The following is a 12,659-nucleotide window of genomic DNA, read 5'->3' as shown; positions in this document are numbered from 1 at the left end:
CCAGCAAACACAGCAGCCACTCACGACCCCAAGATCCAATGAGCCAAGTCAGGTCCTACGGTCGTAGTGGCTTCCGTACCAGAGTTAGCAGGATCGGGTCCAGATGCGTGTGGAGATGAGCCTCGGCGCTGCTCTCGCGTGCCATGAGCGAAACCTACCGTTCGGGTCGTCAGGGCGCGGTCGGGACAGTTATCTCAACCCCACGATGCCGCCCGGTCGGACCTGACGGATTCATATGTGTCCGCCATCCTTTCGAGATTAGCCGCGCAGAACGACGGTTCGTCGCGTCCACCTGCCGCCGTCACGCCAGCAGCTTGACGGCGGGGTTTCATCGACCAGACGAGCCCCATCCAGGTTGGAGCGGTGGGAGATCAGTCAGGTCGGGATCCGGCGGTTGCGGGGTATTGCCGTCGTCGCCGTCCCATTGTCGGCCGTATTGGTCCGGAAGCGTGCCCCATCCCCAGTACGGGGTTGGGTGCTGGGGGGTTACGCCGAGTGTGTCCATCGGGTCGATGCGTTCGGCGCCGACCGTGCACAGGTGGGTCCAGTTGTCACCGAGGTCGAAGACGTAGACGAATTGTTGGCCTGGTTTCAGGACTCCGAGCTTGACGAAATCGTCGACTCGCGATTCGTCGGGAGGGTCTTCCCAGTTCTGGTCGATGAGCAGGCCGGCGGGGTCACCGAGGTCGAACATGTGCAGGTGTGCGCGGTCCCATCGTGCGAACGCGTCATCGACTGCGCTCGCGAGGTCGGCGAAGGTCTGTGTCCGGGCGGCGGCGAAGATCCTGCCCGGCCGAGGCCAGATGACTGCGCCGCCACCCTGGATGAGGTCGACGCGAATCGACAGCCAGGTCCGAGCCACCCAAGGACCCTGTCAGAGCGAGACTTTCGTATCAATCTGGTCGTTCCCTACAGGCCCGCATGCGCGTCCTATCGACGGCTGAAGATCGCAGGATCGTGGTCGCCCGAGCTGGGTACGCACGCTGACAGCCGCCTATGGTAATGTATCCGATCAGATACGTCAGTGGTATTGGAGGAGGACAATGGCGGGTGCTGAGCTGCTGGCGCGGGTTCGCCGCGGGTCGGGGTTGAGTCAGGACGAGCTTGCCCGTAGGGCAGGAACCTCGCGGACCGCGGTCTCGGCCTATGAGCACGGTCGTAAGTCACCGGCACTGGAAACCGTGGATCGGCTTGTGTCCGCTGCGGGTTACGAGCTCGATGCTCGGCCGCGCGTGGAGTTTGTCAGGGTGGCCGGAGCGCGGGGCCGGGCCGTGTTCGTGCCGACTGCGTTGCCGCGGCTGCCGGTCGAGCTGGCGCTGGCGACGGTCGAGCTGCCATTAAGTCTGAACTGGTCGCAGCCTGGGCGGCTCTTTCGGCTCGTTGACCGAGGTGATCGGGCGCGGGTCTATGAGCTGGTGCTGCGCGAAGGTGCACCTGCTGACGTGATTCGTTACGTCGATGGCGTGCTGCTGGTCGACCTGTGGGAGGAGCTCGTGCTTCCCCGAGCGGTGCGGGCGGCGTGGTCGCCGCTGATCGCGCAGACCATCGGTGAGTCGAGGGCATTGGCGACGGCGTAGTGGTGGTCGACGAGCCGGGCGGTCGGCTGACTGCTTTCCAGGTCGAGGTGGCGCGGCTGTTCTTCACCTGCCCGCGAGCGGCGGATTTCTGCTGGCTGGGGGAGGCGCACTGCTGGCGCAAGGACTGACGGCGCGCCCGACCCAGGATCTGGATTTCTTCACCCGCCCCGGCGCAGGCGATGTCCGTCGTGCTCGCGATGAGTTCACCTCCGCAGCCGGTTGTCGCGGCTGGAGCGTCGAGCGGGTGCAGGACTCGGAGACGTTCTGCCGACTGCTCGTGCACGGCCCCGAAGATCTACTCGTCGATCTCGCCCTCGACTCAGCTCCGGGGCGAGCGCCGAGTGCGAGCATCGCCGGGCCGACCTTTGCGCCGGACGAACTCGCCGGCCGCAAGGTCATTGCCTTGTTCGATCGCGCCGCGGCGCGAGACTTCGTCGACGTCCATGCGTTGAGTCGAAGGTTCTCCAAGACAGAACTGCTCGACCTGGCGCGCGAGGTCGACGCCGGTTTCGACGTGCCCGTATTCATCGACATGCTCCGGCAGTTGGCCCGCTACGCTGACCTTGATCTTGCCCTCGGCGACGTCGACGTCGACGCGCTGCGCGTCTTCTTCCAGCAATGGACGACGGAACTAGAGGCTGGGTAGGGATTCGACCGACTTTGGACCGCAACGTTTCCGACACGATGGAAGGCCATGACTCTCGACGGCGGAGATGCGGTGTCCTATCCACGCATGACAGCGAGTCGTTACCCGTGGACCTCGGAGCCGGCCGCGTGCAACAGTCGTGCAACGCGACACTCGAATACAACCGTCGCAACCAACATGATCAACCTGCGGAGGTCCCGTAACCAGCGGATCGGGCATCATCCAACTCAGCCAACGCCGGGCGGAAAACGTTGACACGGTAGGGGTCACTGGTTCAATCCCAGTATCGCCCACCACCCCTTGGACCCCCCCGGATTCCGGGGGGGCAAATCGTTTCTCAAGATCATCAAACGACTGGTGAGACGTAACCTCGTCGCGGTTGCCACGAACTCCCTCAGACTTCCCAGTCGTAACGAGGCCGACGCGGAAGTCGATCTTGACCAATCCATGGGGGGTTGGACAACAGCATGAACACAACGGACCCGCCGGCGAAGCCGGCGGGTCCTTCTCACGCCAGAGCTGCATCGTCACCATCAAGGACGCCGTCGCCGTCATCCACGGCGCCGGTCAACAGACCCGCATAGCTTGGCCCGGAGGGAAATCCGTCTCGACCCTGTGGCTGATCTGCCGAGCTGTGCGCTTGACACAACGCTCTCTGGGCTTACATGCTTCACCTATGCAGTTAGATGAAGCAGATAAAGGTTCCTTGGCGTTCCGTCTCGACCATGCCTCCGGCGTCCCGACCTATCTGCAGCTTGTTCGCCAGGTGGAGGACGCGCTGCGTCTGAGTCGACTTGTTCCCGGCGACCAGCTGCCGACGGTGAAGGACGTGGTCGCGTCGCTGGCGATCAATCCGAACACTGTGCTGAAGGCCTACCGGGAACTGGAGCACAAGGGAATCGCCGCGGGCCGCCCCGGGCTCGGCACGTTCATCAACACGACGCTCGATTCTCCGCCGCTGAAAGACTTTCAGGCGCTCCGCAAACGCCTCGACCGGTGGCTTGCCGACGCGTTCGCAGCCGGATTCGATCAGGACGACATCAGCGCGCTGTTCAACGGGACCCTGCACGCTGCGGTGAGCCGTGGCTCGAAGGCCGCCTCGTGAACGTGATCGAGGCCCACGGTTTGAGCAAGCGCTACGGCCGCACCTGGGCGTTGCGCGATCTCAGCATTGCCATCCCGGCAGGCCGGGTCACTGCCCTCGTCGGCCCGAACGGTGCCGGCAAGACCACGCTGCTGCATGTCGCGGTCGGACTGACCACCCCAACGAAGGGCAGCGTGGCGGTCCTTGGCGGTTGCCGACCCGGCGATCCTGGTGCACTCGCCGACATCGCCTTCGTGGCCCAGGACGCCCCGCTGTACCGAAACCTCAGCGTCGCAGACACCATCCGCCTGGCCGAGAGCATGAACGACCGGTTCGACGCCGCGGCTGCCCGCAAACGCATCGCCGACCTCGACATCCCGCCCCGGCGACGCATCGGCAAGCTGTCCGGCGGCCAGCACACGCAGGTCGCGCTCGCCGTCACACTGGCTCGGAGACCTAAGCTCGTCATCCTCGACGAGCCCGTCGCCAGTCTCGACCCGCTCGCCCGACACGACGTGATGGCGGCGCTGATGGCGGTCGTCGCCGAGGAAGGTCTGTCGGTCGTGCTGTCCTCGCACGTCGTCGCCGAGCTCGAACGAGTCTGCGACTACCTCGTGATCCTCGCCGCCGGTGGCGTCCAGGTTGCCGGGAACGTGGATGACCTCCTCGCCGAACACCACGTGCTCACGGGCACGCCGACGGCGGCGGAAGCGCTCGCCCGAGGCCTCGCGGTCGCCCGGCGCTGGCAGACCGACCGACAGGCGACGCTGCTCGTGAGGGGGCCGCTGCCCCCACACCTCCCACCAGGTCTGCAGATTGCGCCGACCAACATGCAGGAGCTGGTGCTGGCCTACCTGCGCGAACCCCAGCTGAAAGCCCTTCCCGGACCGCACGGCACCGACGAACGAATTAGCGCATGACCGCCACGACCACACACCTAGGCACCCGCGCTCCCGCACACACCGCTGCGCTGCGCTGGAAGCGTGCGCGCGGCCTGGCCTGGGTGACATGGCGCCAACAACGCACCGCCTACGTCACCACCGCGGCGGTGCTCGGCGGCCTTGCCGTGTTACTCCTGGTCAACGGACTGGCGATGCACAGCAATTACCGCGATGTCGGGCTGTCGTCATGCGGAGCGCTCGACGAAAACCGCTGCCAAGTCCCGCTGGGACTGTTCGAAGCCAACTACCAGAGCTGGGCCCAGTACATCCCCCGGTTCGTCATATTCGTGCCAGGACTGCTCGCCGCGTTCGTCGCCGCACCCCTCATCGCCCGGGAGGTCGAATCCGGCACCTACCGCTTCGCCTGGACTCAGAGCCGCAGCCGCAGCAGCTGGCTGGCTGCCAAGGTCGTGCTCGTCCTCGTTCCGATCGCGCTCGCCGCCGTCGGGTTCTCCGCATTGTTCGCCTGGTGGTTCGCTCCGTTCACCCCGTTGATGGGCCGGATGTCAATCGGGCAGGCCTACGAGGTCAGCGGAACCGTGTTCGCAGCACGTACTGCGTTCGGACTCGCGCTCGGCCTGCTGTTCGGTGCGGTTCTACGCCGAGTCGTCGCCGCGATGGCCGTCACGCTTGCCCTGTGGGTAGCCACGGTCTGGGTGAGCATGGTGTACCTGCGGCCGGTGATCGAACATCCCCTCGACCTGCCGGCCCACTCGTCGCTGATCACCCGCGGCGGCTGGACCGTCAGCGAGTACTTCCGCGGCCCGAGCGGGGCTCACCTCGCGAACAAGGGCGCCGCGTTTGCCCACCTGTATGCGCAAGCGCAGCACGACGGCGTCAACGACAGCACCACCTTCATCGCGTGGCTTACCCGACACGGATATCTGCAGTACGTGACCTACCAGCCCGAGCAACGCTTCTGGCACTTCCAGCTCATCGAGTCCGGCGGCTACCTCACGGTCACCCTCGTCATCATCGCCACCCTGTTCTGGTGGATCCGCAAACACATCGACTGACCGATGAATCGGGCCCGTACACAGATTTGTGGCGGCCGCGGGCTCGTGAGCGAACCGCAGACGACAGCTTCAGCGCGCCTTGGAGAGCAACATCCCCCGCGCACCTGGACGACACTGTCGACCTCCACACCCGGGTGATGGTGCAGCTGGCGGCGATCCTCGCCGCCGGAGGGCTCAGCGAGTTCCGCGGTGGCCGCGGCTGCGCCGGCCAACGCCGGCCTGAGCCCCGTCAAGCTGGCGCAGCAGCCGTCATGACGGTCCCGGCCGCGGCGCACGTGCAGGTGCGAATTCCGGTGAGTCTCAACGGTGGCGGCGCTGCGGAGTCCATCCCGGGCGAGGCGTGGCGGCGAGGAGTTCCTGCGTGTAGGGCGATGTCGGGCTGGTCAGCACATCGTCCGCCGGCCCCTGCTCGACGGTGCGTCCATCACGGAGCACGAGAATGTCGTCCGCGATCTGCCGAACGACGCCGAGATCATGGGTGATGAACAGATAGGCCGTGTTCGTCTGGCGCTGCAACTCCGCGAGCAGATTCAGCACCTGCGCTTGCACCGAGACGTCAAGTGCTGAGACAGCCTCGTCCAGGACGATGACGGCGGGGCGGGCAGCGAGGGCGCGGGCAATCGCCACCCGCTGGCGCTGACCTCCCGACAGCCGGCTCGGATACACGCCGGCATGACTGCTCGTGAGGCCGACGGCTTCGAGAAGCTCGAGCGCCCGCGTGCGCCGAGCGGCGCGATCCAGGCTGTCGTGCAACGCGATGACCTCCGAGATGGCTGCCCCTACGGGCTGTCGAGGGTCGAGGCTGGTGAACGGATCTTGGGCCACGAGCTGCAGTTGGCGGCCGCGACGGCGACGCAAGCGGGTGGATCGGCTCCACCGGCTCCGGTCCTCGCCGGCGACGACCACGGTGCCGGCGGTCGCAGGCGTGGAGCCGGTAACGATGGCCGCGATGGTCGACTTGCCGGCGCCGGATTCACCGACGACGGCAAGGGTCCGTCCTTCGTCGATGGACAGGCTGACGTCGTCGACGACGAGCGTTGCGCCGTAGCGTTTCGTCAGCCCGGTTACCTCGACGATGCTCATTGGGCATCGTCCAGCGCGGCGGCGGACCCGGTTGCGCTGAAGTCAACGGAGACCGAGCCCGAGGCGATCTCGGCGGAGCGGTGGCACCGGGCCCGTCCGATGGCGGTCGGCGTCAGCGCCGGGAGCTCTCGTTGGCATCGCTCGATGCGGATCGGGCAGCGAGCCAGGAACGGGCAACCGGATGTGAAGCTTGCTGCGGCCAAAGGGATTCCGGGGATGGCGGGAATCCGGCTCAGACGCCGATCGAGCGGTGGCCGCGAGGCGAGGAGCCCGATCGTGTAGGGGTGGCGCGGTTGTCGGCGCAGTTCCTGGGCAGGTCCGATCTCGACGATCATCCCGGCGTACATGACGGCGACCTGGCTGCAAACGGCCAGCGCAAGGTCGAGGTCATGGGTGACGAAGACCATGGCGGTGCCTTGTGCGCGGCGAAGATCGTCGGTCAGCAGCAGCACATCGGACTGCGTGGTGACGTCGAGGGCGGTGGTGGGTTCATCGGCCAGGATCAGCGTCGGCCGCGGCAGTAGGACGGACGCGATCATGATGCGCTGCAACAGGCCACCCGAGAGTTCGAACGGGTACTGCGACATACGCCGTTCGGCGTCGGCGATGCCCATGCCGTGCAGCAACTCCACGGCGCGGACACGGGTCGCGGCGAGATCCTCGCCGGCATCGCGGGAGGCCTCCAGAAGAAAGTCCCCGATGCGTCGGGTCGGATTGATCGCGCTACGCGGGTCCTGAAAGATCAGCCCGACTTCCCGGCCACGGAGCCGACGAAGGGCGCGTCCGCGGGCTGCGAGCGCATCCGTGCCGGCGACGCGGATCGACCCGGATACGTGCGAACCGGGCGGCGCCAGCGCCGTGATCGCGCGCAGCGTCATGGACTTCCCGGAACCGGACTCTCCGACGAGCCCGACCGATTCACCGCGACCGACTTCCAGGTCGACTCCCAGCAAAACGTTGGCATCGGATTTTGGCCCACGCACCGTGAGTCGCAGGTCCTCGATCGACAGAGCGGGGACGGTCATGGCGTCGCCTCCAACGGCGTGCGCCCTGGACGTCGGGGAAGGGACAGTCCTCGGCGGCGAGGTTGCTCGCCGGAGAGCCTGGCGCCTAGGACGAACAGGGAGAGGACGGTCGCGACGATTGCCACGCTTGCCGCGATCGCCTGGGTCGGGTGGCCCTGCAGGATCGCGTCACGGTCACTGACCATGACTCCCCAGTCCGCCCGCGGTGCCTGGACCGCCAACCCCAGGAACGACAGGGAGGCGAGATCAACGAGCGCGTAGGCGAACGCAACGGTGGCCTGGCCGACGATCAACGGCGCGAGGTTGCGGAGCATGTGGCCGGCGGTGATGCGGAAGACGCCGACACCCTGCACAGACAGCGATGTGACATAAGCGAGTCGTCGTTCCCGTTCGGCCGCGGCAACGACGACCCGCGCGACGTAGGGCACGTAGGAGACAGCGAGCGCGATGACCGCCGGCCAGAGCCCGACACCGAATAGCGACACGGTCAGAATCGCAAGGAGCAACCCCGGGATTGCGAAGATGATGTCGAGCACCCGGTTGACCAGGAATGCCACCGCACCACCACGCCACGCTGCGACGAGCGCGATCGGCACGCCGATGAGCAACGACAGAACGATGATCGCTGCCGGCCCCACGAGGCTCGTCTGCGCGCCATAAACGAGCCGCGACGCGATGTCTCGCCCGGTCGAGTCCGTTCCCAACAGGTGGCCACTCGTCGGGCCCTGGAAGGCAGCGAGCAAGCTGCCGGCATCCGGATCGTGTGGCGCGATCAGCGGCGCGAGGACCGCGCAGGCCACAACCAGCATGAGGATCGTCATCGCGATCCAGCCGGAGGTTCCGAGATTGGTTCGACGCGCGGTCATCACGATGCCCCCGCTCGGCTGCGAAGCCGCGGGTCGAGAACGGCGTTCACGACATCGGCGACGGTGTTGAGCCCGACGAACGCGACGACGAACAGCAGGGAGATCGCCTGAACCACCGGAAAGTCCTTCTGCTGCACGGATGAGATGAGCAGCTGCCCCAGGCCGCCGAGCCCGAACGCGTTCTCGACGACGACCGCGGCCGCGAACAGGCCGGCCACCTGCAGGCCGGCGATCGTCACCACGGAATTGGCCGACAGCCGGAGCACGTGGCTGCGGACGATCCGGACGTTGCTGATTCCCCGGGCGCGGGCAGTTTGCACGACGTCGGATGCGAGCTGTTCTTTGGCGACGACGCGGGTGGTGCGGGCGAGCAGACCGAGCGATATCGTCGCCAGGCACAGTGCGGGCAGGGTCAGGCTACGGATCCAGCCGACCAGACCCGGCTCCAGACCGTAGGCCGGGAAGATCTTGAATCGGACGGCGAAGATCGAGATTGCCACCGACGAAGCGACGAAAGCCGGCAGCGCCGTCGCAAGCGAGGTGAACGCCGTGACCGCGATATCGACGACGCCGGGACGCAGCGCGGAGAGCAGGCCCAGCCCGATTCCCAGGACGACCACGATCACCGCGGAATATCCGACGAGCGCGAGGGTGATCGTCGTGGGGTGCGCAATACGCGCCGACACGCTCTGTTGGGAGATCAACGAGGTGCCGAAATTGCCGTGCAGGACGTTGTCGAGCCAATGCACCCAGCGAGTCAGGAACGGCTGGTCGAGACCGAGATCATGTCGGACCGCTCGGCGAGTGGCTTCCGGTGGCGGCCGCGACCCGAACAGGACGTTCTCCGGACTTCCCGGCGCCACGTAGATGCTCGCGTAGACCACGAAGCTGGCGATGAGCAGTGTCGCGACCAGGCCGGCCAGTCGCTTCACCAAGAATCCGATCATCACGCACCGCTCGCCGGCGACGCTGCTGTCACCGGCCGCCGACGGCCGCAGCCCACGGTGACGCCATGAACGAGAAACTCAGCGTGGCTCCCGCGAGCTTGTTCGACAGGTACACCGTCGAGCGGGGCTGGACGATCGGGATCGCCGGCAGGTCCTTCGCGAGTTCCTTCTCCGCGGTGATCAGCAGGGTGGCTCTCGCGGTCGGGTCAGTGGTGGCCCAGGCCTTGTTCAACGCGGCGTCGACGGTGCTATTGCTGTAGCCGCTGAAGTTGTTGTCGCCGCCGGTCCCGCCGAGCAGACTGTCCTGGAACAGCGGCTCGGGCAGTTCGACGTAGCTCTTGGTGAGAAAGGCGTCGAACGGCGTCCGGGCTTTCGCGTCGGCGAACAGGGATCCGTATTGCTGGTTGGGCAGTCCCTGGATCTTCATCCTGAGCCCGATGGAGTCGCCGGCCTGTTGGATGACGGTCGTGATCTGGGTGCTCTGCGCGTCGCCGGTCGGGTATCCCAGGGTGACCGACTTGCCCGCGGCCCCGGCCTGGGCGATGAGTTTCTTCGCCGCACCCAGGTCGTCGGTGATCGGCGTGTAGGCCGCCTGGAAGGTGGCCTTTGCGTAGCCCCAGACGCCGGGGCCGGAGAGCCGGTAGAGCGGATCGGCGGTGTTGTTGTAGATCGTTTTCGCGATTCCCGCCCGATCGATCACCATCGACAGGGCCTGACGGACGCGGACGTCGCTGAGCGTCCCGGTGTTCTTCGCGATCAGCAGGTCGACGTTCTCGGGAGTGGAACCGGCCGCACCGACGTAGGTCTGGCCGGTGGTCGACGACTTGAGCGTCGAAAGCAGACCGGACGGCACGTTGAACCCCCCGTCGACCTTGCCCGATGTGAAGGCATTGGCGAGGGCGGACGGATCGGCGGGGTAGAGGAAGGTGAACGACGACGCGTGCGCGGCATGGGCTGAATCCCAGTAGTTCGGGTTCTTGTTCATCACGAGCTTGCTCGTGCCGTCGAAGGAGCCGTAGGTGAACGGCCCGGTGCACATGACGCCCTTCTGCGGGCTGCCGAACGCGCGGCCGGCCTTGGTGGTGAACGCCTTCTCCACAACGGCGCCGCTCAGCGTCGCCAGAACGGCATTGAACTCGGTGGTCGGCTGCTTGAACGTAATCGTGACAGTCGTAGGGTTGTTGGCAACGATGGAGGACACCCGCTGGAAGTTGGCGGCGTAGTTCGACCCCACCTTCGGGTCGAGGTTGCGGTTCAGGCTGTAGGCCACGTCGGTTGCCGTCATCGGCGTTCCGTCCCAGAACTTCACCCCGCTGCGAATGGTCAGCTTGAGGTGCGTCGGATCGACGTAGTCCGTTGCCGTGGCGAGCCCCGGTGTCATCGCGTAGTTGGGCCCGACCCGCAGCAACGGTTCGCACAGGTTCGGAATGACCGTCTCTTCGGGATAGTCGGCGAGTGCGAGCGGATCGAGACTGATCGGCGGACGGTAGTCGCCGTACCAATTGACGTTGCCGACGGAGCTGTGCGCCGTGCCGATCTGGAAGGTGGACTTCGAGGCACCCTTCACAGCGCCGCCGGTCGGCGGCTTCGACGAGCTGGAGCCCGAACAAGCCGCCAGCAGAATGGCGAGTGAAGCAGCTCCGCAGGCAGCGGTGACAAGCCGGGTGGCGGCCATGATGACTCCTAGCGTCAGGGTTGCGAGCGGTTCATTCCGAGCTGTGGACGAGTTGGCCGCGCACATAGGTGCGGTGCACCCGGGCGGTGTGGATCTGGCCGGCGGCAACGCCGAACAGATCACGATCGAGGACGACGATGTCGGCCGGTGAACCGACCGACAGGCCGCTCTCGCGGTGCGCCGCGAAAGCAGAACCTGCCGTATAGGCCACGAGCGAGTCGGCCAGGCCAAGCGCCTGGGCAGCGTCGAGGGGCGGGGTCCCGTCCGGCGCGTCGGCGCCGAGTCGGGTCACTGCGGTCTGGATGCCGAGTAGGGGATCGGGGCTGCTCACCGGCCAGTCGCTACCCATGGCGAGGGCGGCTCCCGCCTTCTGCAGCGCCGCAAACGGGTATTGCCAGCCGGCCCGTCGGGCGCCGAGGAAGGGGATGGTGAGTTCGTCCATCTGCGGCTCGTGGCATGCCCAGAGCGGTTGGAGGTTTGCGATGGCGCCCACCGCGCGAAACCGCGGAATGTCGTCCGGGTGCACAATCTGCAGATGCGCCAGCTGGTGGCGGCGATCCGACGTGCCATTGACGCTGCGGGCATGCGTGAGTGCATCGAGCACCTCACGGACGGCCCGGTCGCCGAGGGCATGGAAGTGGATACCGAATCCGGCCCGGTCCAGCCCGGTGACGACCTGGTTCAACAGCTCGGGGGACAGGAACGACAGGCCGCGATTGTCGGTGGGATGCCCGCAGCGGTCCAGGTACGGCTCGAGCAGCCCTGCGGTGAACGTCTCGGCGACGCCGTCCTGCATCACCTTGACTGTGTCCGCTCGGTACCGGTGTCCGCCTTCCGCAACCGCCCGCCGGACCTCGCTCAGCAGGCCGATCTGGGTCTCGACGTCGGCAGCGGCAATTCCGCGATCCCACCAGAGCGCCGCTTCCACGCGCGCGGTCAGCCAACCCTGCTCAGCGGCGCGCAGGTAGGTGCTGTGCGGCCCGATCGGTTCGGCGATGTCGACGAGGGCGTCCTGCCAGCCGACGATGCCGAGGCTGTGCAGGTACGCCTGCGCACGTCGCAGGCCGTCGTCGTACTCCTGCTGGTCCGGTGGCGGGAGCAATCGCGCAACCAGGTCGATGGCCCCTTCGTGCAGCAACCCGGTGGGGGCGCCGTCCGAATCCCGCTCGATACGACCGTCGCGCGGATCAGCGGTCCGAGCGTCGATGTCGGCGAGGCGAAGGGCCGCGCCAGACACCCAGGCCGAGTGGTGATCCCGGTTGATGAAGTACGCCGGCCGGTCGCCGACCACCGCGTCGAGCAGCTGGCTCGACGGCCGGCCGCCAGGGAACGCAGGTAGCGACCAGCCGCCCCCGACCACCCACGGCCGGTTCGGATGTTGCACGAGGTAATGCGCAATCGCCTCGGCGTACTCATCAGCTGAGGACCGGCCGCTGAGATCGCAACGCCCGAGTTCTAGGCCGCCCTGCACCGGATGGGCGTGAGCATCTATGAAGCCAGGAAGCACCGAGCGACCGTCGAGATCGACGACCTCGTCCGCGGTGCGCATGAAGTCTGCGACCTCTGCGTCGCCGCCCACGGCGACGATGACGCCGTTGCTGACGGCGATCGCTTCGGCACATGTGCGTCCCGCGTCCGCGCGGAACACCCTGCCGTTGCGGAACACCACAGCCTCGGTCGAGCCCATCGCCACCTCCACCAGTACGTGTCCCAAAGGAAACGCTCTGACCGCAGTGTTGTCAACACTGTTGACAACACTATTATGGTCTAGTTCTGCGCGCCGGGGATCCGAGAAGGAG

General features: G+C 66.6%; 13 protein-coding genes. 6 read left to right on the top strand and 7 right to left on the bottom strand.

The genetic code is table 11. The features are described from left to right. Window positions 1–328 precede the first annotated feature (328 nt). Window positions 329–862, bottom strand: a complete 534-nt coding sequence (locus ACFFBG_RS11460) for a hypothetical protein (RefSeq protein WP_375478706.1) — start codon at window positions 860–862, stop codon at window positions 329–331. A gap of 181 nt (window positions 863–1,043) precedes the next feature. On the opposite strand from ACFFBG_RS11460, the gene ACFFBG_RS11455 reads away from it, so the two are divergent. From ACFFBG_RS11455 to ACFFBG_RS11430, 6 genes are all read left to right on the top strand, one after another. Next, on the top strand, window positions 1,044–1,577 hold the full coding sequence (locus ACFFBG_RS11455) for a helix-turn-helix domain-containing protein (RefSeq protein WP_375478704.1): 534 nt from the start codon (window positions 1,044–1,046) through the stop codon (window positions 1,575–1,577). After that, window positions 1,577–1,705 carry a hypothetical protein gene (locus tag ACFFBG_RS11450; protein ID WP_375478746.1) on the top strand — a complete coding sequence of 43 codons (129 nt, stop codon included), beginning with the start codon at window positions 1,577–1,579 and terminating at the stop codon, window positions 1,703–1,705. The genes ACFFBG_RS11455 and ACFFBG_RS11450 overlap by 1 nt, the downstream gene beginning before the upstream one ends. Next, complete coding sequence (locus ACFFBG_RS11445) at window positions 1,645–2,223, top strand: nucleotidyl transferase AbiEii/AbiGii toxin family protein (protein ID WP_375478742.1); 579 nt, start codon at window positions 1,645–1,647, stop codon at window positions 2,221–2,223. The genes ACFFBG_RS11450 and ACFFBG_RS11445 overlap by 61 nt, the downstream gene beginning before the upstream one ends. Before the next feature lie 676 nt (window positions 2,224–2,899). After that, the gene (locus ACFFBG_RS11440; RefSeq protein ID WP_375478740.1) at window positions 2,900–3,328 is read left to right on the top strand and encodes a GntR family transcriptional regulator; all 429 of its coding nucleotides are present in this window, start codon (window positions 2,900–2,902) and stop codon (window positions 3,326–3,328) included. Then, window positions 3,325–4,227, top strand: coding sequence for an ABC transporter ATP-binding protein (locus ACFFBG_RS11435; RefSeq protein ID WP_375478702.1), 903 nt, complete (start codon window positions 3,325–3,327; stop codon window positions 4,225–4,227). The genes ACFFBG_RS11440 and ACFFBG_RS11435 overlap by 4 nt, the downstream gene beginning before the upstream one ends. Further along, window positions 4,224–5,264, top strand: a complete 1,041-nt coding sequence (locus ACFFBG_RS11430) for an ABC transporter permease subunit (protein WP_375478700.1) — start codon at window positions 4,224–4,226, stop codon at window positions 5,262–5,264. Before ACFFBG_RS11435 ends, ACFFBG_RS11430 begins: the two co-directional genes overlap by 4 nt. A gap of 300 nt (window positions 5,265–5,564) precedes the next feature. On the opposite strand, the gene ACFFBG_RS11425 is transcribed toward ACFFBG_RS11430, so the two are convergent. From ACFFBG_RS11425 to ACFFBG_RS11400, 6 genes are all read right to left on the bottom strand, one after another. Then, window positions 5,565–6,347, bottom strand: a complete 783-nt coding sequence (locus tag ACFFBG_RS11425) for an ABC transporter ATP-binding protein (protein ID WP_375478698.1) — start codon at window positions 6,345–6,347, stop codon at window positions 5,565–5,567. Next, window positions 6,344–7,372 carry an ABC transporter ATP-binding protein gene (locus ACFFBG_RS11420; protein WP_375478696.1) on the bottom strand — a complete coding sequence of 343 codons (1,029 nt, stop codon included), beginning with the start codon at window positions 7,370–7,372 and terminating at the stop codon, window positions 6,344–6,346. The genes ACFFBG_RS11425 and ACFFBG_RS11420 overlap by 4 nt, the downstream gene beginning before the upstream one ends. Further along, window positions 7,369–8,238 carry an ABC transporter permease gene (locus ACFFBG_RS11415; protein ID WP_375478694.1) on the bottom strand — a complete coding sequence of 290 codons (870 nt, stop codon included), beginning with the start codon at window positions 8,236–8,238 and terminating at the stop codon, window positions 7,369–7,371. The genes ACFFBG_RS11420 and ACFFBG_RS11415 overlap by 4 nt, the downstream gene beginning before the upstream one ends. Next, a complete protein-coding gene (locus ACFFBG_RS11410; protein ID WP_375478692.1) occupies window positions 8,238–9,173 on the bottom strand; it encodes an ABC transporter permease in 936 nt (311 codons plus the stop codon). Before ACFFBG_RS11410 ends, ACFFBG_RS11415 begins: the two co-directional genes overlap by 1 nt. A 40-nt stretch (window positions 9,174–9,213) precedes the next feature. After that, window positions 9,214–10,752 (bottom strand): ABC transporter substrate-binding protein, encoded by a 1,539-nt coding sequence (locus ACFFBG_RS11405; RefSeq protein WP_375478691.1) that lies wholly within the window; start codon window positions 10,750–10,752, stop codon window positions 9,214–9,216. A gap of 139 nt (window positions 10,753–10,891) precedes the next feature. Beyond that, entirely contained in the window at window positions 10,892–12,547 is a 1,656-nt protein-coding gene (locus tag ACFFBG_RS11400; protein ID WP_375478689.1) for an amidohydrolase, read from the bottom strand. Window positions 12,548–12,659: the final 112 nt, after the last annotated feature.

It is taken from the genome of uncultured Jatrophihabitans sp., assembly GCF_964251945.1.
Classification (GTDB): domain Bacteria; phylum Actinomycetota; class Actinomycetes; order Mycobacteriales; family Jatrophihabitantaceae; genus Jatrophihabitans.
The sequence above is the reverse complement of the archived record's forward strand: the minus strand, read 5'-3'. Positions and strand labels throughout refer to the sequence as shown.